At 66.2% G+C, this 22,443-nt stretch carries 28 protein-coding genes; 3 read left to right on the forward strand and 25 right to left on the reverse strand.

Annotation, left to right across the window (positions count from 1 at the left end; translation table 11 throughout):
• Positions 1-57 precede the first annotated feature (57 nt).
• Entirely contained in the window at positions 58-927 is an 870-nt protein-coding gene (locus AB0L82_RS29045) for a geranyl diphosphate 2-C-methyltransferase (RefSeq protein WP_364643083.1), read from the forward strand.
• Positions 924-1,493, forward strand: a complete 570-nt coding sequence (gene idi, locus AB0L82_RS29050; RefSeq protein WP_364643085.1) for an isopentenyl-diphosphate Delta-isomerase — start codon at positions 924-926, stop codon at positions 1,491-1,493. Before AB0L82_RS29045 ends, idi begins: the two co-directional genes overlap by 4 nt.
• A 5-nt stretch (positions 1,494-1,498) precedes the next feature.
• On the opposite strand, the gene AB0L82_RS29055 is transcribed toward idi, so the two are convergent.
• From AB0L82_RS29055 to AB0L82_RS29070, 4 genes are all read right to left on the reverse strand, one after another.
• Positions 1,499-1,870: a hypothetical protein gene (locus tag AB0L82_RS29055; RefSeq protein ID WP_364643087.1), complete on the reverse strand. Its 372-nt coding sequence runs from the start codon at positions 1,868-1,870 to the stop codon at positions 1,499-1,501.
• Positions 1,867-3,357, reverse strand: a complete 1,491-nt coding sequence (locus AB0L82_RS29060) for an NCS1 family nucleobase:cation symporter-1 (protein WP_364643089.1) — start codon at positions 3,355-3,357, stop codon at positions 1,867-1,869. Before AB0L82_RS29060 ends, AB0L82_RS29055 begins: the two co-directional genes overlap by 4 nt.
• Positions 3,358-3,437: 80 nt before the next feature.
• Positions 3,438-4,163 carry a GntR family transcriptional regulator gene (locus AB0L82_RS29065; RefSeq protein ID WP_364643091.1) on the reverse strand — a complete coding sequence of 242 codons (726 nt, stop codon included), beginning with the start codon at positions 4,161-4,163 and terminating at the stop codon, positions 3,438-3,440.
• Between the two features lie 126 nt (positions 4,164-4,289).
• On the reverse strand, positions 4,290-4,808 hold the full coding sequence (locus tag AB0L82_RS29070; RefSeq protein ID WP_364643092.1) for a hypothetical protein: 519 nt from the start codon (positions 4,806-4,808) through the stop codon (positions 4,290-4,292).
• Positions 4,809-4,981: 173 nt separating this feature from the next.
• Here AB0L82_RS29070 and ilvA point away from each other — a divergent pair, with 173 nt between their 5' ends.
• Positions 4,982-6,205 (forward strand): threonine ammonia-lyase, encoded by a 1,224-nt coding sequence (ilvA, locus tag AB0L82_RS29075; RefSeq protein WP_364643094.1) that lies wholly within the window; start codon positions 4,982-4,984, stop codon positions 6,203-6,205.
• Between the two features lie 63 nt (positions 6,206-6,268).
• On the opposite strand, the gene AB0L82_RS29080 is transcribed toward ilvA, so the two are convergent.
• The 21 genes from AB0L82_RS29080 to AB0L82_RS29180 form a co-directional block, all read right to left on the reverse strand.
• Positions 6,269-6,592, reverse strand: a complete 324-nt coding sequence (locus tag AB0L82_RS29080; protein WP_364643096.1) for a multidrug efflux SMR transporter — start codon at positions 6,590-6,592, stop codon at positions 6,269-6,271.
• A gap of 22 nt (positions 6,593-6,614) precedes the next feature.
• Complete coding sequence (locus tag AB0L82_RS29085) at positions 6,615-6,914, reverse strand: helix-turn-helix transcriptional regulator (protein ID WP_364643098.1); 300 nt, start codon at positions 6,912-6,914, stop codon at positions 6,615-6,617.
• Entirely contained in the window at positions 6,907-7,137 is a 231-nt protein-coding gene (locus AB0L82_RS29090; RefSeq protein WP_364643100.1) for a type II toxin-antitoxin system RelE/ParE family toxin, read from the reverse strand. Before AB0L82_RS29090 ends, AB0L82_RS29085 begins: the two co-directional genes overlap by 8 nt.
• Complete coding sequence (locus tag AB0L82_RS29095; protein WP_364643102.1) at positions 7,076-7,255, reverse strand: hypothetical protein; 180 nt, start codon at positions 7,253-7,255, stop codon at positions 7,076-7,078. Before AB0L82_RS29095 ends, AB0L82_RS29090 begins: the two co-directional genes overlap by 62 nt.
• A 104-nt stretch (positions 7,256-7,359) precedes the next feature.
• Positions 7,360-8,781 (reverse strand): argininosuccinate lyase, encoded by a 1,422-nt coding sequence (gene argH / locus AB0L82_RS29100; RefSeq protein ID WP_364643104.1) that lies wholly within the window; start codon positions 8,779-8,781, stop codon positions 7,360-7,362.
• Positions 8,778-9,695: an SAM-dependent methyltransferase gene (locus AB0L82_RS29105; RefSeq protein ID WP_364643106.1), complete on the reverse strand. Its 918-nt coding sequence runs from the start codon at positions 9,693-9,695 to the stop codon at positions 8,778-8,780. The genes argH and AB0L82_RS29105 overlap by 4 nt, the downstream gene beginning before the upstream one ends.
• A gap of 65 nt (positions 9,696-9,760) precedes the next feature.
• On the reverse strand, positions 9,761-10,963 hold the full coding sequence (locus tag AB0L82_RS29110) for an argininosuccinate synthase (RefSeq protein WP_364643108.1): 1,203 nt from the start codon (positions 10,961-10,963) through the stop codon (positions 9,761-9,763).
• A gap of 154 nt (positions 10,964-11,117) precedes the next feature.
• Entirely contained in the window at positions 11,118-11,564 is a 447-nt protein-coding gene (locus tag AB0L82_RS29115; protein ID WP_364643110.1) for a hypothetical protein, read from the reverse strand.
• A 14-nt stretch (positions 11,565-11,578) separates the two neighbouring features.
• Complete coding sequence (locus AB0L82_RS29120; RefSeq protein ID WP_364643112.1) at positions 11,579-11,989, reverse strand: HEAT repeat domain-containing protein; 411 nt, start codon at positions 11,987-11,989, stop codon at positions 11,579-11,581.
• Positions 11,986-13,290: a polymorphic toxin type 24 domain-containing protein gene (locus tag AB0L82_RS29125; RefSeq protein WP_364643114.1), complete on the reverse strand. Its 1,305-nt coding sequence runs from the start codon at positions 13,288-13,290 to the stop codon at positions 11,986-11,988. The genes AB0L82_RS29120 and AB0L82_RS29125 overlap by 4 nt, the downstream gene beginning before the upstream one ends.
• Positions 13,291-13,311: 21 nt before the next feature.
• Positions 13,312-13,614: a WXG100 family type VII secretion target gene (locus tag AB0L82_RS29130; RefSeq protein ID WP_364643116.1), complete on the reverse strand. Its 303-nt coding sequence runs from the start codon at positions 13,612-13,614 to the stop codon at positions 13,312-13,314.
• Positions 13,611-13,934, reverse strand: a complete 324-nt coding sequence (locus tag AB0L82_RS29135) for a WXG100 family type VII secretion target (protein WP_364643118.1) — start codon at positions 13,932-13,934, stop codon at positions 13,611-13,613. The genes AB0L82_RS29130 and AB0L82_RS29135 overlap by 4 nt, the downstream gene beginning before the upstream one ends.
• A gap of 107 nt (positions 13,935-14,041) precedes the next feature.
• Complete coding sequence (locus tag AB0L82_RS29140; RefSeq protein ID WP_364643120.1) at positions 14,042-14,362, reverse strand: hypothetical protein; 321 nt, start codon at positions 14,360-14,362, stop codon at positions 14,042-14,044.
• Between the two features lie 61 nt (positions 14,363-14,423).
• Positions 14,424-14,954, reverse strand: a complete 531-nt coding sequence (locus AB0L82_RS29145; RefSeq protein WP_364643122.1) for an arginine repressor — start codon at positions 14,952-14,954, stop codon at positions 14,424-14,426.
• Complete coding sequence (gene argF / locus AB0L82_RS29150) at positions 14,951-15,892, reverse strand: ornithine carbamoyltransferase (protein WP_364643124.1); 942 nt, start codon at positions 15,890-15,892, stop codon at positions 14,951-14,953. Before argF ends, AB0L82_RS29145 begins: the two co-directional genes overlap by 4 nt.
• Positions 15,889-17,088 carry an acetylornithine transaminase gene (locus AB0L82_RS29155; RefSeq protein WP_364643126.1) on the reverse strand — a complete coding sequence of 400 codons (1,200 nt, stop codon included), beginning with the start codon at positions 17,086-17,088 and terminating at the stop codon, positions 15,889-15,891. Before AB0L82_RS29155 ends, argF begins: the two co-directional genes overlap by 4 nt.
• Positions 17,085-18,002 carry an acetylglutamate kinase gene (gene argB, locus AB0L82_RS29160; protein ID WP_364643128.1) on the reverse strand — a complete coding sequence of 306 codons (918 nt, stop codon included), beginning with the start codon at positions 18,000-18,002 and terminating at the stop codon, positions 17,085-17,087. The genes AB0L82_RS29155 and argB overlap by 4 nt, the downstream gene beginning before the upstream one ends.
• A complete protein-coding gene (gene argJ / locus AB0L82_RS29165; RefSeq protein WP_364643130.1) occupies positions 17,999-19,210 on the reverse strand; it encodes a bifunctional glutamate N-acetyltransferase/amino-acid acetyltransferase ArgJ in 1,212 nt (403 codons plus the stop codon). Before argJ ends, argB begins: the two co-directional genes overlap by 4 nt.
• Positions 19,207-20,265 (reverse strand): N-acetyl-gamma-glutamyl-phosphate reductase, encoded by a 1,059-nt coding sequence (gene argC, locus AB0L82_RS29170; RefSeq protein WP_364643132.1) that lies wholly within the window; start codon positions 20,263-20,265, stop codon positions 19,207-19,209. The genes argJ and argC overlap by 4 nt, the downstream gene beginning before the upstream one ends.
• A gap of 76 nt (positions 20,266-20,341) precedes the next feature.
• Entirely contained in the window at positions 20,342-21,823 is a 1,482-nt protein-coding gene (locus tag AB0L82_RS29175) for an SLC13 family permease (RefSeq protein ID WP_364643134.1), read from the reverse strand.
• A gap of 10 nt (positions 21,824-21,833) precedes the next feature.
• The gene (locus tag AB0L82_RS29180) at positions 21,834-22,442 is read right to left on the reverse strand and encodes a bifunctional 4-hydroxy-2-oxoglutarate aldolase/2-dehydro-3-deoxy-phosphogluconate aldolase (RefSeq protein ID WP_364644171.1); all 609 of its coding nucleotides are present in this window, start codon (positions 22,440-22,442) and stop codon (positions 21,834-21,836) included.
• Position 22,443: the final 1 nt, after the last annotated feature.

Genomic DNA, 22,443 nt, shown 5'->3' on the forward strand with positions numbered 1-22,443 from the left:
CTGAGCCGCAAGGCTTTTCAGCTCTTGTTTCTGTCCGTATGCGAGAGGATGGTTCCCATGACCGCGCTGCACCCCGAGACCGAGGTACTGCGCACCGACTACCAGAAGTCGGTTGCCGCCTATTGGAACAACAATCCCAATGATGATCGCGTCAACACCGTGCTCGGCGAGGTGGACGGGCTCTACCACCATCACTACGGCATCGGCGCACCCGATCTGTCGGTCCTCGAAGGTCCCGAGGACACCCGCCAGGAGCGCCTGGTGAAGGAACTGCACCGGCTGGAAACCGCACAGGCCGATCTGCTGCTCGACCATCTGGGCGATGTGCGTCCGGGCGATCAGCTGATGGACGGCGGTTCCGGGCGCGGCGGCACCAGCTTCATGGCCAATCAGCGCTTCGGCTGCCGGATGGACGGGGTCACCATCTCCGAATATCAGGCCGGCTTCGCCAATGCGCAGGCCAAGGAGCGCGGGGTCACCGACAAGGTGCAGTTCCACTTCAAGAATATGCTCGACACCGGTTTCGACGCGGGTTCCAAGCGCGGCATATGGACCAATGAAACCACCATGTACGTGGACCTTTTCGAACTCTTCGCCGAATTCTCCCGGCTGCTGGAGCCGGGCGGGCGGTACGTCTGCATCACCGGCTGTTCCAATGACGTCTTCGGCGAGCGGTCGGCGGCGGTGAGCTGGATCGACGCGCACTACGGCTGCAATATCCATCCGCGCAGCGAGTACTTCAAGGCTCTGGCCGCCAATAATCTGGTGCCGGTCGCGGTCAAGGATCTCACCCCGGACACCATCCCGTACTGGGATCTGCGGACCCATTCCGAGCTGGCCACCGGCGTGGAAAAGCCCTTCCTGACCTCGTACCGGGAGGGGAGCTTCCAGTACCTGTTGATCGCCGCCGATAAGGTAGGACGGTGACCGGCACTCTCGACACTCCCGACGCCTCAGCGGCGGTCGATCGCGAAACCCTGCTCGTCGAGCTGGTGGACGAGCGGGGCCACGCGATCGGATCGCTGCCGGTGGCGGCGGCCCACACCGCGCCCGGCCAGCTGCATCGGGCGTTCTCGGTGCTGCTGTTCGATGACAGCGGCCAGGTCTTGCTGCAACAGCGGGCCGGGGTCAAAACCCGTTTCCCGCTGCTGTGGACCAATACCTGCTGCGGTCATCCCGCACCCGGGCAATCGGTGATCGCGGCCGCGGCGCAGCGCCTGCGCGAGGAGATGGGGCTCTCGGCCGAACTGTTCGAGGCCGGGGCCTTCACCTACCAGGCCGCCGATCCGGCCACCGGGCGAGTCGAGCACGAATTCGATCACGTTCTGCTCGGGCGGGTGGACGGCGTTGTGCCGCAACCGGATCCGGCCGAGGTGGCCGAAACCATGTGGGTGAGCATCGGAGAACTGCGCACCGCCATGTCGGCGGTTCCGGCGGGGTACACGCCCTGGCTGGCGCAGGTGCTCGATATCGCCGAGCGCGGGCGGCCCTGATCCGGTTACCCGGATTGGGACAGCAGCCGATCATTGGGTGCGAAGAGTTCGAAACGCACGCTGTCACCCGGAATCGCGGCGGCCGGCAATTGACTGCGGACCGCCTGTAGAAACCCGTTGCCGCCGCACAGGTAGTAGTCGGCGTGCTGCGGCAGTTCGAGTTCGGACAGGTCCATCCGGCCGTGCCCCTCGGCCCGATACCACGTCCGCGGATTCGAATCACGCAGCGCGCCAACCAGATCGGTGACGGTGTCACGGAGCGGGTGGGCGGCCGCCGAACGGTCCGCGTGCCGGACCAGGGTTCGGCGGCCGCTCGCCGTCGCGGCGAGATATTCGAGAATGCCCACCATCGGTGTGACCCCGATACCGGTCGTCACACCGTCATGGCAAACCTCGAGCGTTTGGCCAGGGCGTAGTAGATGACCAGCGCCAGACCGCAGCCGATGAACCAGCTGTACTGGGCGGCGGTGTACATACCGGTCAGGTCCTTGGCCAGTACCGGGAAGACCGCCGCGATCGCGCCGACCACCGTGGCGATGACCGCGACCGGGTTGAATCCCTTTCGGTACCAATAGCTTCCGGTCGGCGACAGGGTGAACAGCTCATCGACGTGGATGGTGCGTTTGCGGATCAGGTAGTAGTCGGCGATCAGCACCCCGAACAGCGGGCCGATGAACGCGCCCAGCACCTCGAGCGTGTAGTGAATGACCTCGGGATTGTTGTACAGATTCCACGGCGTGATGATGATCGAGCCGACCGCGGCGATCATGCCGCCCATGCGCCAGCTGATGCGCTGCGGGCTCACATGCGAGAAATCGAATGCCGGGGAAATGAAGTTGGCGACGATATTGATGCCGACGGTGGCGATGGTGAAGGTCAACGCGCCCAGCACGATCGCGAAGGTGGAATCGATTCGCGAGACCGTCTCGACCGGATCGGTGATGAGCTCGCCGTACACCGGAATGGTGAGCGAGGCCGTGATGACCACCAGCAGTGAGAACGCCAGGAAGTTCACCGGCAGCCCGAGCAGATTGCCCCGCCGCACGGCCTGCATGGACTTGGCATAGCGGGAGAAGTCGCCGAAATTCAGCATGGGACCGCAGAAGTACGACACCACCAGCGCGATCGCGCCCAGGATCACCGGCAGCGCGTCCCAGCCGTGGTACTTGACCGCGCCGAGCTGCAGATCGATCGAACCCCACCCGGCCTTGTAGATCAGATAGCCGCAGAGCAGAAACATCACGACATACACGGCGGGACCGCAGAAGTCGATGAACTTGCGAATGGACTCCATGCCCTGCCAGAACACCGCCGCCTGCACCACCCAGAGCACCAGGTAGGCGCACCAGCCCAGTAGCGACAAACCCAGGAAGCCGTAATCATCGGCCACCGCGTACGGGGCCAGACTCGGCCACAATTTCACCGCGACCACGATCAGCGCCGCCGAGGCGAGGTAGGTCTGAATGCCGTACCAGGCCACCGCGATCAAACCGCGAATGATGGCCGGGATATTGGCACCGCGCACGCCGAATGCGCTGCGGCACATGACCGGATACGGCACCCCCGCGCGCTGACTGGGCGCCGCCACCAGATTGCACAGGAAGTACACGATGGTGATGCCGATGAGCAGCGCCGCGAGCACCTGCCATCCGGCCAGGCCGAGCGCGAACAGGCTGCCGGCGGTGACATAACCGCCGACGCTGTGCACGTCCGACATCCAGAAGGCGAAGATATGGTAAGAGCCCCAACGTTGTTCGCGCAGGGGGGCCAGATCCTCATTGGTGAGCGCCGGGTCGTAAACTGGTGCGGTCGGCGGTGAATCCGGCGCGGCCGATGCCGCGGCGGGGGTGACGATATCGGTCATGGTGCATCCGATCCGAAGAGCAATGGTCGGACCAAAATAGGAAGTGGCTATTGCCCCTCCGTTGCACCTCTATTGCCCGCTCATTGCGGGATCGATATATCTTCCGGATGCACCAGCAGGCCGATATCGGTTGGCAGCGTGGCGATCACCTGCTCCAACCGGTGGTGATGCCGGCGAGCGATGGCGAGCAGCCGATCCACATCGCGATCCAGGAACGCGTCCAGCATGAGGTTGTGATCACCGTGCAGGCGTTCGCGATCCGCCTGTGCCACATGGACCATGGGCTGAATCGGCTCGGTGACATTCCAGGCCGCCTCCAGCATGTGCACGAGCCGGAACATGCGCGAGGGACGGGTCAGGGCGAGATGGAAGGTGCGGGAGTGCCGGTTGTAGGCGGTCGAATCGTCGTCATGGATGGCTCGCTCGAGTAGTTCGTTCGCGGCGATCAGGGCGGCGCGATCGTCCGCGCTCGCGTTCACGACCGCGAGGGCCAGCGCGGCCTCCTCCAAAGTCTGTCGCACCACATACATTTCGCGGAGTTCATCGGCGGTGAGCTGGGCGACGGTGTATCCGGCGTGCTGGGCGTGCGTGACCAGGCCCTCGCCTATCAGGGTCTTGAGCGCCTCGCGGACCGGAATGTGGCTGACGCCGAACAGTTCCGCGATCTCGCGCAGCGGGATCACGGTGCCCGGCGGGGCCGCGCCATCGAGGATGACCCGGCGCAATTCACCGAGAATGATCTGCGGGCGACCCGGTTGATCGACCACCAGAGTGGCAAGCAGGGCGGAGCGTCGGCGTTGGGACATAGCGCCACGCTATGTTTCCCATGTTGGCTCCAGCGGTCGCCCGTGTCACAACCACGAAAAGTTAGTACAACTCGCGAAACTCTCAGGGACTCCGCCCTCGAACCCCGCGGACGTGCCCCGAGGTGGTCAGATCATGCTGGCGGACAGGCGTCCCGGACCGGTTTTCACGCCCGCGCCCATGCAGCCCATGACCATGTCCGGGGTCATCATCTCGTATTCGGCGACCACTTCGACGCGGCTGCCCACACCGAGGCCGTCCACCACTTCCATCGGGCCGACGGTGGGCTGGGACATGCCGACCGGCCACGGTGCCCACAGGGTGCTGACTTCGCCGTTGTCCCAGGTGATCTTGACCGTGAGCGGGCCGTCCGCCGGATGCATGCAGTCGGACCACGCGATGTGCACGCCGGTGAAGGTGCCGCTGGAGATATTGCCCGGACCGCTGCAACCCCAGAGGCGGCCGACCGAGGTGAAGGTGAGCAGCGTCGGCCGCATGGTGATCGCGCCGTCCACCGCGGTCCAGCGGAAGTCGCCGCCGGAACAGCTGGCGATCGCATCGGCCGCTGCCACGGGGGTGCCCGTGGGGATCGCGCCCAGGGTGGCGGCAATGGCCGCGACCGCCAGGGCTTTCACTGTTTTCGGCACAGCTTCCCTCTCTCCCGATGCTCGGCATTTGTCTTCCCATGCCCTAGATCGGGCATCAGTGCAGGTCAGCGCCTATCGGAGAGAAGATAACTTGGCTATCGTCCAGCTACCCTGATTGCCGATTCGCCCCGGGTCCGATCGCGTGGCGGACAGTTCGGCTATTACCTGGCAGCATGACCGCCATGGACCTGATCGCACGGATCGACGCGGCGGCCACCCTGCTGGCGCCGGTGATCCGCCGGACTCCGGTGGTGGCTTCGCGGGTACTGGCCGAACGCACCGGGCACGACATATGGCTCAAATGCGAGAACCTGCAGCGCACCGGATCATTCAAACCGCGCGGGGCGTACAACCGGATCGCCAATCTGCCCGAGGCCGAACGGCGGCGCGGGGTGGTGGCGGCCAGCGCCGGTAACCACGCGCAGGGCGTGGCGTGGGCGGCGACCTCGCTCGGTATCGAATCGACGGTGTTCATGCCCGTCGGGGCCGCGCTGCCGAAACTGGTGGCCACCAAGGCCTATGGGGCCACGGTGCATCAGGTGGGCGAGACCATCGAGGGATCGCTCTCGGCCGCAAGGGAATTCGCCGAACAGACCGGGGCGACCCTGGTGCATCCGTTCGACCACCCCGATATCGTGGCCGGACAGGGGACGGTGGCGCTGGAGATTCTGGAGCAGCTACCCGATGTGGGCACGGTGATCGTGCCGACCGGTGGTGGCGGACTGCTCGCCGGAATCGCCGGGGCGCTGGCGCAATTGGCGCCGCACGTGCGGGTGATCGGCGTGCAGGCGCAGGGTGCGGCGGCCTGGCCCGGATCGCTCGAGGCCGGTAAGCCGCTCCGGCTGGAGCAGATGGCGACCATGGCCGACGGTATCGCGGTCGGACTCCCGGGTGAGGTGCCGTTCGGGCATATCGTCGAATGCGCTCCGGCCATCATCACCGTGGATGAGGACGCGCTGTCCAAGGCGCTGCTGCTGTGTATGGAACGCGCGAAACTGATCGTCGAACCGGCGGGGGCGGCCGCCGTCGCCGCGCTGATGGCCTGCGCCCCGGAGGAACTCGATCTGCGCGGCCCGGTCTGCGCGGTGCTGTCGGGCGGCAATATCGATCCGCTGCTGCTGACCCGGGTGATCGGCCACGGTCTGAGCGCCGCGGGTCGTTATCTGGCTGCCCGCGTTACCATTTCCGATCGCCCCGGCAGCCTGAGCCGTCTGCTGGCAGAGCTCGGGAAGACCGGTGCGAGCGTGCTCGACGTGGTCCACTACCGCACCGGCGCGTGGCTCGCCATCGATGAGGTCGAAGTACTGCTCACCCTCGAAACCCGAGGGCCCACTCATCGCGATGAGGTGCTCGACGCTCTCGCGGATGTCGGTTATCAACTGCGCGTGGAGGATTGAGCGAAGCCCGAATGCGGCGGGCGCGTCGGCGATGGCCGGCGCGCCCCGTGCTTCAGCCGAATCTCAGTGCGCCCCACCGAGTTCCAGCGCCAGCACCCCCGCGATCACCAGTGCGATCCCGCCCACCTGCACCAGCGTCAGCTTCTCGTCGAGGAACAGCGCGCCGATGACCGAGACCGCCACCACGCCGACCGCCGACCAGATCCCGTACGCCACGCCGATCGCCATCCCGCGCTCGAGCGCCTGCGACAGGAAGTAGAACGCCGCCCCGTATCCGATCACCACGATGATCGACGGCACCAGCTTGCTGAACCCATCGGAGATCTTCAGCGATACGGTCGCGGTCACTTCACAGGCGATGGCCAATCCCAGTAGCAGCAAGGTCATTGCCGGAGCGTAACCGGCACTGTCAGCCAGCTTCTCGCAGCGGGTCGAATCGGACACTGAGCCGCAGTTCCAGGGCCTCCGCGAATCGTTCGAGCATCGGAATGGTGGGCATGGTGCCACCCGCCTCGAAGCGTGCGACCGCAGGCTGTTTCAATCCGGTCCGGCTGGCAAGCTCGGTTTGCGTGAGCCCGAGTTCCTCACGTCGAAAACGCACGGCCGCACCCAGTTCGAACCGGATTCGCGCGGACTCGTAGGCGGCGCCCGCACCGGGTCGACTCATGACCTCGGCACGCTTATCGGCCCAACTCTTACGTTCACCCATGGATCTGATCCTCCTCCACGGTATGAGCCTCGGCGATACAACGGTTCATCGCACGCACCGCTCGTTCCACCTCAGCTTTCTCACGCATCCGTTGCTTCCGGAACGCCGTCAACAGGATGATGCGCCTACCGGGTGCGATCCAGTAACTGATTCGCACCGCGTCACGCGCGAGATGGAATCGGAGCTCGCGGTTTGCCTTGTAGCTGACGCGTGTAAGGCTCACCCAGGAGTACGCCCAGCTGCGCCAGCAGGTCGATATAGAAGGCCGCGGTCTCCTGATCGTCCTGGCCGAGTGCGTCGAACCAGTCGTCAATCTCCAGTTCCACCTCTCCCCAATACATAACACGGACGTTATATCGACGGCAAGCCTCAACGCCTCGAAATGGGAGGACAGTTCAATCGAACGCGCAAGTCGGCGGCGTTTCCCTGGCGAGTCGATTCCTGGTCAGGCCAGCCAGGTGCGCTGTTCGGCGGCGGTGGAGCGGACCTCTTCGAGTTGTTTGGCGACCTGGACGCCGGCGGTGCCGCCGCGGGAATTGCGCGACGCGATGGAGCCCGCGACGGTGAGGACCTCGCGGACCTGCGGGGTCAGGGCCGGGTCGACGGCGGCGAATTCGGCGTCGGTGAGTTCGCCGAGGCCGACGCCGCGGGCTTCGGCGGCGCGGACGCAGCCACCGGCCGCCTCATGCGCGACGCGGAATGGAACACCCTGGCGGACAAGCCATTCGGCGATATCGGTGGCGAGGGTGAAGCCCGCCGGGGCCAGTTCGGCCATGCGGTCGGTGTGGAAGGTCAGGGTGGAGACCAAGCCCGCGATGGCGGGGAGCAGCAGCTCCAGCTGGGCCACCGAATCGAAGACCGGTTCCTTGTCCTCCTGCAGATCGCGGTTGTACGCCAGCGGCTGCGCCTTGAGTGTGGCGAGCAGGCCGGTGAGGTTGCCGATGAGGCGTCCGGCCTTGCCGCGGGTGAGCTCGGAGACGTCGGGGTTCTTCTTCTGCGGCATGATCGAGGAGCCGGTGGACCAGGCGTCGGCCAGCGTGATGTAACCGAATTCCGGTGTGCTCCAGATGATTACCTCCTCCGCCATACGGGAGAGGTCGACGGCGGTCATGGCCAGCACGAACGCGGCCTCGGCGGCGAAATCGCGGGAGGAGGTGGCGTCGATCGAATTGGCCGCGGCCGCATCGAAATCCAGGTCGGCGGCGATCGCCTCGGGGTCCAGGCCGAGCGAGGAACCGGCGAGCGCGCCCGAACCGTACGGGGAGATGGCGGCGCGCTTGTCGAAATCGCGCAGGCGGTCGATATCGCGCAGCAGCGGATGCGCGTGCGCGAGCAGATGATGCGCGAGCAGCACCGGCTGGGCGGCCTGCAAATGCGTCTTACCCGGCATGACGGCGTCCGGATGCGCGGCGGCCTGCGCGACGAGGGCGTCGACCACATCGAGCACACCGGCGGCGACGCGGCGCACGCCATCGCGCAGCCACATGCGGAACAGGGTGGCCACCTGGTCATTTCGCGAACGACCGGCGCGCAGGCGGCCACCGAGTTCGGTGCCGACGCGTTCGATCAGACCGCGTTCGAGCGCACCGTGCACATCCTCATCGGAGTCGGCGGGACCGTACGCGCCCGAGGCGACATCGGCCCCGAGCTGATCGAGTCCGGCCAGCATGGCGGTCAGATCCTCGGCCGAGAGCAGTCCGGCCTTGTGCAGCACGCGGGCGTGCGCCTTGGACGCGCGAATGTCGTACGGCGCGAGCACCCAGTCGAAGTGGGTCGACTTGCTCAGCGCGGCCATCGCCGCGGCCGGGCCGGACGCGAAACGTCCGCCCCACAGCGCGCCCTCGTTCGTGCTGCCGCCCTCGGTCATAGCGTGTCGTCTCCTCGCGGTCGTATCGCGGTCATCAGAATGTGGTTGCCCATATCGGGCAGTGCCGCCTCGGGAACAGTACGGCCGTGCGCTTCCAGCAGGGCGACCGGATCGCCCTCGCGCACCAGCCAGCTGTGCAGGGCGAACCAGGTGCGCGGGTCGGTGCGGCCTTCCCACGGGTACCAGAGTTGTTCCAGGTCCACGCGCAGTCCGGCCTGCGCCAGCGCTTCGGCGCGGCGCTTGCGGAACTCGTCGGAGACCGCGCGTTCACCGGTGCCGATATTCAGCGCCATCCGGCTGCCGGGGGCACTGAGTTCGGCGACATTCGCCAGTAGCCGGTCCTGTGCCTCACCGGGGAGGTAGCGGAGCAAACCCTCGGCGAGCCAGGCGGTCGGCTGGTTCGGATCGAAACCCTTGTCGCGCAGGGCTTTCGGCCAGTCCTGCCGGAGGTCGACGGGCACCTCGCGGCGGTCGACCCCGATCGGCTCGTCGGCGAGCGCGTTCGCCTTGAACTCCAGCACTTTCGGCAGATCCAGTTCGAAAACCACACTGCCGGAAGGCCATTGCATGCGGTAGGCGCGCGCGTCCAGACCCGAGGCCAGGATCACGAACTGGCGGACGCCCACGTCCATCGCATCGGCGAAGTACCGATCGAAGTACAGCGTGCGGGCGATCAGGAAGTAGCCCATCACCCCGCGAATGAACGCTCCGCCCGTTTCGCGCAGGTCCTGGTCCTGACCGCGCAGCATCCGGGTCCAGCTGTCGGAGCCGACCGCGCCGACGAGCTTGCCCGCGTACGGGTCCTGGAAGACCGCGTCCTCGCGGCCGGTCTCATAGGCCCGCATGGCGGCGACGCCGATGGCGGTGGCGCCCACGCTCTCCGTGATGTCCCAGCTGTCGTCATCGGTTCGCATGAGCGCCTCCTGTTGCCGGTCGGGTCCCGGTCCGCAGGCTACTACTTCTCGCTGAGAGTCCCGCTCTACTTCTTGCTGAGATCCCGGCGCGCGGCGACCTTCGAGGACAGGCCGTGGATCTGCACGAAACCCTTGGCCAGCGACTGGTCGAAGGTGTCGCCCGCGTCGTAGGTGGCCAGGTTGAAGTCGTACAGCGACTCGTCCGAGCGACGGCCGTTGACCACGACATTGCCGCCGTGCAGGACCATCCGGACATCACCGGAGACGTGCTGCTGGGTGTCCAGCACGAAGGCGTCGAGCGCGCGCTTGAGCGGGGAGAACCACAGGCCGTCGTACACCAGCTCGCCCCAGCGCTGCTCGACCTGCCGCTTGTAGCGACCCAGTTCACGCTCGATGGTGACCGCTTCGATCTCCTGGTGCGCGGTGATGAGGGCGATGGCGCCCGGGGCCTCGTAGATCTCACGGCTCTTGATGCCGACGAGCCGGTCCTCGACCATATCGAGGCGGCCGACGCCCTGGCGTCCCGCGCGCTGGTTCAGTTCGGTGATGGCCTCGAGCATGCTGACCGAGCGGCCGTCGATGGCGACCGGAACACCCTTGTCGAAGGTGACGATGAGCTCGTCGGGGGCCTCGAAGTTGACGGTCGGGTCGACGGTGTAGTCGTACACGTCCTTGGTCGGGGCGTTCCAGAGATCCTCGAGGAAGCCGGTTTCCACGGCGCGGCCCCACAGGTTCTGATCGATGGAGAACGGCGACTTCTTGCTCACGTTGATGGGGAGCTTGTTCTCGCCGGCGAACTCGATGGCCTTCTCGCGGGTCCAGGCGTAGTCGCGGACCGGGGCGATGACCTTCAGATCGGGCGCGAGCGCGCCGATGCCGACCTCGAAGCGGACCTGATCGTTGCCCTTACCGGTGCAACCGTGCGAAACCGTGTCCGCGCCATGGTATTCGGCGGCCTCGACCAGGTGCTTGACGATCAGCGGCCGGGAGATCGCGGAAACCAGCGGGTAGCGGCCCATGTACAGCGCGTTGGACTGGATGGTCGGCAGGCAGTACTCGTTGGCGAACTCATCACGCGCGTCCACCACGATGGACTCGACCGCACCGCAGTCGAGCGCGCGCTGGCGCACATCGTTCATGTCCTCGCCGCCCTGCCCCAGGTCGATCGCCACCGCGACCACCTCGGCCCCGGTCTCCTTGGCGATCCAGCTGATCGCGACCGATGTGTCCAGCCCGCCGGAGTAGGCGAGTACGACGCGCTTGGTCATAGTCCGTGTGCTCCTCGATTAGTACGTGTAGGTCGGTTCCCCCGGCGTCCTACAAATGATTATGCACGATGATGCAATCCCATTCATAACCGGGGGTAGGCCAACAGATATCCCCAGCTCAGCCCCAGCGCCGTCGCCGTCAGGGCGGCACTACCTACTCGGGGTCATCCCACCGACTGAACATCAGCCTCTTCAAGTTCCGCAACCCGATCACCGCCATCGGGGAAAGATCTTCCGGCGCAATCGAATTCGCGATCTCGATAACCGGAAACTCGCCCCCGAAGTCGAGATTCTGCAGCATATAGGCGATGTAATCGGCGTCCGGATCCTCGCGACGGCTCCCCAACCTGTCCAGCACCGCATGCAATCCGTCTCTACCCCCGTGCCGAACGAGCACCTCGGCCGCATCCACCTCCACGGTGACGTTCGCGTCGTCCATCATCTCGCCGAGACGCGCCCGCGCCTCCGGCTGTTCGATGAACGCTCCCAACTCGGCAACCGCATCCAACCGGGTCCGGGTGTCATCGCTCTCGGAGCGCACGAGCGCAGCGGTCAGGTCGGTGCTCTTTCGAGCTCGGAATTCTTTGCTCCACTGATTCAATCGATGCAGGATTCTCAAAGACCGATCAATTTCTTCAGATCTTGCAGACCTTGAACTGCCTCCGGGGACATCTGACTCGGGTCGACGGCGGCTGCCGCGTCCAATACCGCAAACTCGCCCGACTCCTCCAGCTCGGACAACCTGTAACCGATGTAGTCGACATCGGAGTCATCGCGCCGGCCGAGTTCGCTGAGCACAGCCAGCAGACCTCGCCATCCGCCGAATCGAGTCAGCGCGTCAGCTGCGGCCACCTGCACCCCGACGTCGCCCGCATCGTGCAGCATCGCTTCGAGCCGCGCCCGAGCCTGCGGCGAGTCGACCGCAGCCACCAGTCCATCGATCGCCCTGACTCGATCCGCCCACTCCGGAGACTCCGAAAGTCGCAGATCCGCAGCCAGTTTCGAATCCGCGGTGTTGTCACTCATGGAATCTCCTCGGGAAGTGCCGGACGAATGCTTCGATTGTCGGTACGCGCGAACCTCTCACCGGTACCCGGTTTTGTATCGACCCTGATGTCGACTACGTGGGGTGTCTGCACGCCATTGTGTGGCGCGCCCGTCAGATCCACACGCTTCACACCGAACCCATCCGCATCGTATTGGGCGTAGTTCGTGACATTGCCTTGCGAATCGCGTTTGACGAAGTATCCGTTGGGCGGCCCATCCTTCGTCGGAAGGAGTCTGCCCTGCCACGTCGGCGCATTGTCCAGCTCCTCACGCAAGGTCAACCTGGGCACTGGAGGATGTACCGCGCGTTGCACATTCGATCGCTCAACCTCGAGAGCCTTCGCCTCGTCGATGGTCTTGCGAGAGCGGCCCAGGTCGCGGAGGGCGAATCTGGCTCGGGCGGCGGCTATTCCGGTGCGCCAGGTGGTGACGGATTCGGTGATGCGGAGGGCGTAGCGGGTTACGGTGGCGGCGGTTACGCCGGTCATGGTGACGGCGGTGATGCCGAAGGTGAACCAGGCGGAGGCTATGGCGATGGTTAGTTCGCCTGCTACCGCCCAGGAGAGTTCCACCAGGATGCGGTGGAGGATTTCGCCGCGGAGGTGGTCCAGGTCGGATTTGCAGGTGGTGCAGAGTTGGGCGAGTTCGCCGCAGGCGGCGAGGATATCGTCCATTGCCGATTGGAGGTCGAGGAGGCGGCGGGTGAATTCGGTGGCGTCTTCGACGTCGTTTCGGGACATTACCGAGGCGGCGTTCTTCAGGACCGAGGTCAGTTCGGCGTGGCCGGTGTGCAGGCGGGTCCAGGCGTCGGCGGCGGTTTGGAGTTTGTCGGTGTTGCCGTCGGGAATGTCGATGCCGACTTTGTCGGCCAGGCGGATCAGGGAGTCGGCGGCTTCGCGGAGACCATCGCTCGGGCCGCCGGCCGAGGGCGTGCTGCCGTAGTAGAGGCAGGCGGGGATCGGGCCCGCGGGTTTTGCGGCGGGCGGGACCGTGGAGTCGAGGATGCTGTCGTAGTCGGCGAGGTAGTGGTTGTATCCAGCCTGGACGATTACGTTCCCGAGCTTCTGCAATCCTTCACCGAGGTCCGAGACCATGGTGAGAACCTCGGCCGCGCGAAGGTCATATTTCCGACCCCACGCTTCACCCGTTTCATCGACACCGGCCATCGCACCGCAGTCGGCCATCGCCCGCGTTTCGGCGAGAAACGCGGTCTGCAACGCGTCATTGAGCCCGAAACATGCTCTGCCGACCGCGTAATACGTCCCGAAGTCAACATTCACCAGGTCATCCCCCGAACCCGCTCACAGCCCGAGCATCTTCAGATTCGCGGCAACCGCGCCCCGATAATTGCGATGCGCGGACGCGGCAGCGGACTCCAGCACATCCAGCCCCTCGCGGACTTCCTGTGCGCCACTTAACCATTCACGATGCGCGAGTTCGTAGGCCGCGGCAGCCTCACTGGACCACGACCCCGACAGCTCCCCCGCCTTCTCATCAAGCGTCTTCAAATAATCGGCAACAAACCCCTTGAACGCCCGAATCCGTGCGGTCACCTCATCAAGATGAGCCAGATCAACCGAATACCCCGCACCCGGACCCGTCACGGCAACTCCAGGGAATTCACAGCAGCCCCGAATTCAGCATCCGCGTCACGATAAGTCTCCGCGCTGACGCCAAGCTTCCCGGCAAGCTCGAACAACTCATCCCACACCTCGACCGCCCCCCGATGCATCTCATCCCACCCCGCCCCATAGGAAGTGGCCGCCGCCCCCTTCCAGGTATTCATCAACTCCCCGACCTCCCGATCGAGAGCCCCCGACCCCGCCCGCAACTCCTCAGCCATCCGGTACGCCACCCGCCCGAACGCCCGAACAGCATCCGGAACCACACTCAACCGCGCCGATTCCCCACCGAACCCACTCACCGCGCCCTCCCTTCAGCGCAGCATCCTATGGCATCCGATCAGCTACCCCACCCCCTCACCGAACTTCGCACCCCAACACACCGTCAAACACATGAAGCACAGCCATTTCATCTCGTAAGACGCATTGCGTCAGGTTCGGGCAGCACCTTCGGCCGACAATCGGTAACCCACGTGAATTCGATTGCGGAAAGATAGCCCCCGGTGACCCAGATCAGGATCTCACCAACGTATACACCGGATTCATCGCGAACCTCAGCCCCTACGGGTAGTAATCCGTCCACCACATCGGCAGCCGCGACGTCCGACGATGTCTCCAGATCCACGCTCGGCGATCCGATGCCCCAGGTGGCCACCACCCTGGAGACGGGAAGCTGCGCCCTGAGTTCAGCAGCTCCGTCGAAGTCTCCCGAGAGGATCTTCGACAACACCGCTGTCTCTCGCGCCGAAAGCGGCCGCGGGGTTACCGAATTCGTCCCCATGCGGCCCTGTTCAGGCGAGTTGTTCTATTTTGGCGGCTAGTTCGGCGCCGGTGAGGGGTTCTCGGGCTATGACGGCGATGGTGTCGTCGCCGGCGATGGTGCCTACGATTTCGGGGAGGGCGGCTCGGTCGAGGGCGCTGGCGAGGAAGTGGGCGGCGCCGGGTGGGGTGCGCAGGACCGCTATGTTGCCGCTGGCGTCGGTGGATACCAGTAAGTCGCCGAGCAGCTTCGAGAGGCGTTCGGTGCCGCCGGTGACGCCTCGGACGGGGCTGCCGTCTTCGGGGACCACGTAGACGCCCGCGCCGCCGTCGGCGGCGCGCAACTTCACTGCGCCGAGTTCATCCAGGTCGCGGGAGAGGGTGGCCTGGGTGGTGTCTATGCCTTCACCGGACAGGAGGGCGGCCAATTCGGATTGGCTGCGGACCTCATGTTGGGAGAGGATGGCCACGATTCGGGCTTGGCGACCGGCGCGGGTGCGGGCAATGGCCGCACCCGATTTGCCGGAAACCGTTGCGGGAGAGCGGCGGTCGCCGCTTGTCACGCGTCACCTCGGTCGTGTTGGCGCAGCAGCCAGACCAGGAGGGCCTTCTGGGCGTGTAGACGATTTTCGGCCTCATCCCAGACCGCGCTGTGCGGGCCGTCGATGACCTCGTCGGTGATCTCCTCACCGCGATGCGCCGGGAGGCAGTGCAGCACAGTCACATCCGAGGCCGCGCGAGCGAGCAGGTCGGCGTTGACCTGGAAGGGACGGAAGGGGGCGACGCGGTCGCGGCCGTCACCCTCCTGGCCCATGGACATCCAGGTATCGGTGACCAGGGCGTCGGCGCCTTCGGCCGCCGCCAGCGGATCATTGGTGAGGGTGATCGAGGCACCGGTTTCGGCGGCGCGCTTCTGTGCGAGATCCACGATCCACGGCAGCGGCTCGAAACCCACGGGGGCGGCGATGGTTACGTTCAGACCCGCCGTCACGCCACCGAGCAGCAGCGAGTGCGACATATTGTTCGCGCCGTCACCGAGGTAGGTGAGGTTCTTGCCCGCGAGGTCGCCCTTGCGCTCACGAAGCGTCTGCAGGTCGGCCAGGACCTGGCAGGGGTGGAATTCGTTGGAGAGCGCGTTCACCACGGGAACGGTCGCGGCACCGGCCATTTCATCCAGCCGCTCCTGGCCGAAGGTGCGCCAGACAATGGCGTCCACATAGCGGGACAGCACGCGACCGGTATCGGCGAGCGTCTCCTCGCGACCCAACTGGGTGTCGCGTCCGTCGACCACGACGGCATGCCCGCCGAGCTGGGCGATACCCATCTCGAACGAGAACCGCGTACGCGTGGAGTTCTTCTCGAACATGACCGCGACACCGCGCGGCCCCTCGAGCGGTCGCAACAGCAGCGGCGCACGCTTCAGATCCGTTGCGATGGTGAGGATTTCGGCCTGTTCGGCGGGACTGACATCGTCATCGCGCAGGAAGTGTCGGATGGTCACTTGCTGTTCTCCTTCGCCTTCGCCTGCGCGGCATCGAGAATGCCGGGAAGGTCGGACAGGAAGTTATCGGCCTGGGTTTCGGTGAGGATCAGCGGCGGCGCCAGCCGAATCACATTGGGCTTGGCGGGATTCAGCAGATACCCGGATTCCCGCGCGGCCTCGTCGACCTGTGCGGAGACATCCTCGGTGAGCTGGATCCCGATGAGCAATCCGGCACCGCGCACATGATCGACCAGCGGATGCCCGAGCGCGTCGATCCCGTCGACCAGCACCTTGCCGATCTTCTCCACGTGCGAGAGCAGATCCTCCTCGTCGATGGTGCGCAGCACCGCCAAAGCCGCTGCGGCACAAACGGGATTGCCGCCGAACGTGGTCCCGTGCAGCCCCGGCTGCAACAGCTCCGCCGCCGGACCCTGCGCCAGCACCGCACCGATGGGCAGACCGCCGCCGAGCCCCTTGGCCAGGGTGATCACATCGGGCACGATGCCCGCCGCCTGATGCGCGTAGAACGCCCCGGTGCGGCCGATACCGGTCTGCACCTCGTCCAGAATCAGCAGTGCGCCATGCTCTTTGGTGATGGCCCGCGCCCGCGCGAGGTAATCCGAGGGCGGCACAACGACACCACTCTCCCCCATGATGGGTTCGAGAAACACCGCGGCCGTATCGGAATCGACCGCGGCGGCCAATGCCGCCGCATCCCCGTACGGCACGTGCACGACGCCCGCGGGCATCGGCTCGAATGGCGTGCGCTTGGCCGCCTGTCCGGTCAGCGCCAGTGCGCCCATGGTCCGCCCGTGGAACGCCTCTTCCGCCGCGACGATCTTGGTCTTACCGGTCAGCCGCGCCATCTTGAACGCGGCCTCATTGGCCTCGGTGCCGGAATTGCAGAAGAACGCCCGCCCGTGCCCGTCCCCGAAGTGCGCGAGCAGCCGCTCGGCGAGTTCGATGGCCGGTTCGCTGGCATACAGATTCGATACGTGCCCGAGCGTGCCCAGCTGCTGGGTGACCGCCGACAGGATCGCCGGATGCGCGTGCCCGAGGCTGTTGACCGCGATCCCGCCGAGGAAGTCGAGGTAGCGCTTACCGTCGGCGTCGTAGACGACCGCGCCCGCGCCGCGCACCAGCGCCACCTTGGGGGTGCCGTAGTTGTTCATCAGCGCGGTATTCCACCGCTGCTGGATATCGGCCGTGCTCATGACTTCACTCCGTTCGAACTCACGCCGTCCGCGGGGGTCACCATGGTGCCGATGCCCTCCCCGGTGAACAGCTCCAGCAGCACCGAATGCGGTACCCGGCCGTCGATTACGTGCGCGGTGGGCACCCCGCCCTCGACGGCGCGCAGGCAGGCTTCCATTTTCGGGACCATGCCCGCATCCAGGCTCGACAGCAACTTACCCAGCGCGTCGGTATCGATGCGCGAGGTCAGCGAGGACCGATCGGGCCAATTCGTGTACAGCCCTTCGACATCGGTGAGGATGACGAGCTTCTCCGCGCCGATGCCCTGCGCCAGCGCGGCCGCGGCGGTATCGGCATTGATGTTGTGCACCACTCCGAACGCGTCCGGCGCGATGGTGGACACCACCGGAATCCGCCCGGCCGCAATGAGATCCAGCACCGCGTCCGGATTCACCTCGGTGACATCGCCGACCAGGCCGATATCGGTGGGTTCACCGTCCACGGTCACGGTGCGCCGGGTGGCGGTGAACAGTCCCGCGTCCTCACCGGAGATGCCGACCGCGTACGGTCCGTGCGCGTTGATCAGTCCGACCAGCTCCCGGCCGACCTGGCCGAAGAGCACCATGCGCACCACATCCATCACCTCGGGCGTGGTGACCCGGAATCCGCCCCGGAATTCCCCTTGCAGCCCAAGCTTTTTCAGCATGGCGCTGATCTGCGGTCCGCCGCCGTGCACCACCACCGGATGCACCCCGACGGTGCGCAGGAACGCCATATCCGAGGCGAACGCGCGTTTGAGCTCATCGTCGATCATGGCGTTGCCGCCGTATTTGACGACGACGACCTTGTCCCGGAACTTCTGCAGCCACGGCAGCGCATCGGCGAGCACATGCGCCTTGTCGAGAGCCGAAAGCTGTTCCCGCGCCGAGGTCATGAGCTGTACGCCGAATTCTCTTCGACATAACCGTGCGAGAGATCGGTGGTGCGAATGGTGGCCTCGCCCGCGCCCAAACCCAGGTCGACCAGCACCTGAATATCCGGCCCGGACAGATCGACATCGCGCGCACCGGGCGCGCCCATACCGTTCACGCACACCGGATGCCCATTGAAGGACACCGTAATCCTGTCCTGCTCCAGCTCGATCGGCGCGATGCCGATGCTCGCGAGCACGCGCCCCCAGTTCGGATCCGAACCGAAGAACGCCGTCTTGACCAGGCTGTCCCGCGCCAGTGCCCGCGCGCCGATGAGCGCCTCGTCCTCGCTGACCGCGCCGCGCACGGTGATGTGCACCCGCTTGGTGACGCCCTCGGCATCGGCCATGAGCTGTTCGGCGAGGTCATCGCAGACCGCGAAGACGGCGGCGTCGAGCTCGTCCTGGCTCGGCGTCACGCCGCTGGCGCCATTGGCGAGCAGCAGCACCGTGTCATTGGTGGAGCAGGAGCCGTCCACGTCCAGGCGATCGAAGGTGAGCCCGGTGGCCTTGCGCAGCGCGGAGTCCAGCTGTTCGGGCGTGGCCACCGCATCGGTGGTGAGCACGATCAGCATGGTGGCCAGCGATGGCGCGAGCATGCCCGCGCCCTTGCCCATCCCGCCGACGTTCCACTTGTCCTTGTGGTGGAACGCAACCTCTTTCGGCACGGTATCGGTGGTCATGATGGCCCGCGCGGCCTCGGCACCGCCGGAGAGTCCGCCGCCCATCTCGTGCACGATCTCGGTGACGGCGGGCAGCAGTTTGTCCATGGGCAGCCGGTCGCCGATGAGACCCGTTGAGCAGACCGCGATCTCGCCCGCACCGGTCTCGGTGCCCCAGTTGCTCAGCGCCTTCGCCAGCTCTTCGGCGGTGGTGTGGGTGTCCTGGAATCCGCCCGGACCCGTACACGCGTTCGCCCCACCGGAATTCAGGATCACCGCGCGCAGCCGCCCGGTTTTCAACACCTGCTGCGACCACAGCACCGGCGCGGCCTTCACCTTGTTGCGGGTGAACACACCGGCCGCCGCGTACTCCGGCCCCTCGCTGAAAACCAGTGCCAGATCCGGCTTCCCGCTGACCTTGATGCCCGCGGTGATACCGGCCGCGCGGAACCCGAGCGGTGCGGTCACGCCCTGGGTCCGGACCAGCTTGCCGTCGATGGATGAAGTCACGGTGCCACTCCTACGGTGGAAAGTCCTGCGGTCTCGTCGATTCCGAGAGCCAGATTCATGGATTGCACGGCGGCGCCCGCCGTGCCCTTGGCGAGATTGTCGATGGCCCCGATCACGACCAGCATTCCGGCGGCCTCGTCCACGGCGACCTGGAGGGTGACGGCATTGGAGCCCAGCACCGAACCGGTCTGCGGCAGTACGCCTTCGGGCAGCAGATGCACGAAAGGCTCATCGGCATAGGCTTTTTCATAGACCGCGCGCGCCGCCGCGGCGTCCACGCGGGTCGGGGCGGTGCAGGTGGCGAGAATGCCGCGCGGCAGCGGGGCCAGCACGGGGGTGAAGGACACCGCGACGTCGACACCGCCGACTGCCTTCAGATTCTGCGCGATCTCGGGGGTGTGCCGGTGCGCGCCCGCGATGCTGTACGCGCGCAGCGAGCCCATCACCTCCGAGCCCAGCAGGCTCACATCGAGTTTGCGGCCCGCGCCCGAAGTACCGCTCACCGCAACCACATTCACCTGCGGTTCGATGATTCCGGCGGCGATGGCCGGGGCGAGCGCGAGGCTGGACACCGTCGGATAGCAGCCGGGCACCGCGATCCGGGTCGCCCCGCGTAGTTGATCCCGCTGTCCCGGCAGTTCCGGCAGGCCGTACGGCCAACTGCCCGCATAGGGGGTGCCGTAGTACTTCTCCCAGGCCGCGCCGTCGGTGAGCCGGAAATCGGCCCCGCAGTCGATGATGATCGTGGATTCGGGCAGCGCCTTGGCCAGCGCCGCGGACTGTCCGTGCGGCAGGCCCAGGAACACGACATCGTGTCCGGCCAGTTCCGCCACGGTGGTCGGGCCGAGCACCCGATCGGCGAGGGGCAGCAGATGCGGCTGGAGTTCACCCAGCGGGCTGCCCGCATTGGATCCGGCGGTCAGCGCCCCGATCTCGAGGCGCCCGCTTCGATAGGCTGGATGCCCCAGCAGCAGACGCAGGACTTCGCCGCCCGCGTACCCACTCGCACCAGCGACCGCGACCCGTACCGAGGGCCCACCAGAGGTATCCGCCATGTGATGATTATGCACGATTGTGCAAGCTCATTCACAGCGGGGTCCGGCGGCCCCCGCCCCCGCTACCGTTCGAACGCTATGTGAACAGGGCGAACAGCACCGCGGCGACCGCGAAACTGACCACGGACAGGATGGTCTCCAGCACCGTCCACGTCTGCAATGTCTGCTTCACCGTCATATTGAAGTACTTGGAGATGATCCAGAACCCGCCGTCGTTGACATGGCTCAGCACGATCGACCCGGCCGCGATGGACATGGCGATCAGGGCCAGCGCGAATTGCGAGTACCCGTGATCGACCACCAGCGGCGCGACGATACCGCCGGTGGTGACGATGGCGACCGTCGCCGAACCCTGCGCGATACGCAGTCCACAGCTGATGATGTACGCCAGCACGATCACCGGAAGCCCTGCGGCGGACATGGTTTCGGCCAGCGCCGAACCGATTCCGGTGGCGGAGATGACCTTTCCGAAGAACGCGCCCGCACCGACGACCAGCAGCAGCATGCCCACCGGGCGCAGCGATTCCGAGGTCAGGACGCTGAGCTCCTGCACGGTCTGCCCGCGGCGCAGGCCCAGCACGTAGAACGCGATGAGCACGGCGATGAGCAGCGCCACGGCGGGCGTGCCGAGGAAGGTGAGCACCTGCAGCGGTTGCGAATTCGCGATCAGCAGCTGGCTACCGAAGGTCGCGCCGAGAATCAGGATCAGCGGAATCGCGATGATGCCGCCGATCAGCGCCACCGAGGGCGGAGCTTGAACGGCCGCGGCGGTGGTGGTGCCGGGCCCGTCGCTCTTACCCGCGAGCGTCTTGACCGCACCCGCACCCGCATCCGTGTGCGCGGCGTCCTGGTGCGCCTCGGCGACCAGGAATTCCTCCGGCACCTCGACCATGACGCGCTTACCGATCCAGCTGCCCCACACGATGCCCGCGGCGATGAATCCCGGGATACCGCAGATGAATCCGACCAGGATCAGCCAGCCCAGGCTCACGCCCATCAGCCCGCCCAGCGCCACCGGCCCCGGATGCGGCGGCAGGAACGCGTGCGTCATGGACAGACCCGCGACCAGCGGCAGCACGTACCGCACCAGTGACCCGCCACCGCGCTTGGCGGCGACGTACACCAGCGGCGCGAGCACGAAGATGCCGATATCGAAGAACAGTGGAATGCCGAAGATCAAGCCCAGCAGGCCCATCGCGACGGGCGCGCCCCTATCGCCGAAGATCTTCAGCAACCGATCGGTGAGCACGTCCGCGCCCCCGGATCGCTCCAGGATCGCCCCGAGCACCGTACCGAGGCCGATGATGACCGCGATATGCCCGAGAATTCCGCCGAAACCCGTCTCCAGCAGTGAGTCACCGGCTTTGAGCGGTGAGCCCACCAGTTTGGCCACCGGCAGTCCCGCCGCCAGGGCCAGGCCCAGGCTCACGAGCAGCAGCGCGATGAACGGCTCCAGTTTGACGCGAATGATCGCGAACAGCAGGACCGCGATGGCGAGTCCGCAGAGCACCAGCAGTCCTGGTGTGGTGGTGCGCAGCCAGTCGACTGTGGCGCCCATGGTGTACCTCTCAGGTCAGAGATCGAACGAACGATGCCGCGCGCGCGGCGATTTCGGCCCAGTGGCCGGCCGCGACATCCGCGGGTGCGACGACATCGGTTCCGGCGGTGACCGCTACCGCGCCCTGGGCGAGGAAGTCGGCCGCATTACCCGCGTTGACCCCGCCGGAGGGGATCAGCTGCGCCTCGGGGAACGGGCCCCGCAGGTCCTTGAAATAGCCCGGCCCGAAAGCCTTGGCGGGGAAGATCTTCACCGCGGCCGCGCCCAGATCCATGGCGCGCATCACCTCGGTGGGCGTCAAAGCGCCCATGACGACCGGGATTCCGCGCCGGGTGGCGACTTCGGCGACCTCTTCCCGGATTCCGGGCGTGACCAGGAAGCGCGCACCGCTGTCGATGGCGGCGGCGGCCTGATCACCGGTCATGACCGTGCCCGCGCCCATCACCCCGTGGCCGGATTCGGCCGCCTTGCGCAGCGCGTCCAGCACCCCCGGGGTGGTGAAAGTCAGTTCCACGGCCCGGATTCCGGATCCGGCCAGGGCCTGGGCCAGTGCGGCCGGATCGGGAATCTCGGGTGCGCGCACCACGGTGAGCACGCGATCGGCGCGAATGACATCCATG

This window comes from Nocardia sp. NPDC052001 (genome assembly GCF_040680615.1).
Classification (GTDB): Bacteria; Actinomycetota; Actinomycetes; order Mycobacteriales; family Mycobacteriaceae; genus Nocardia.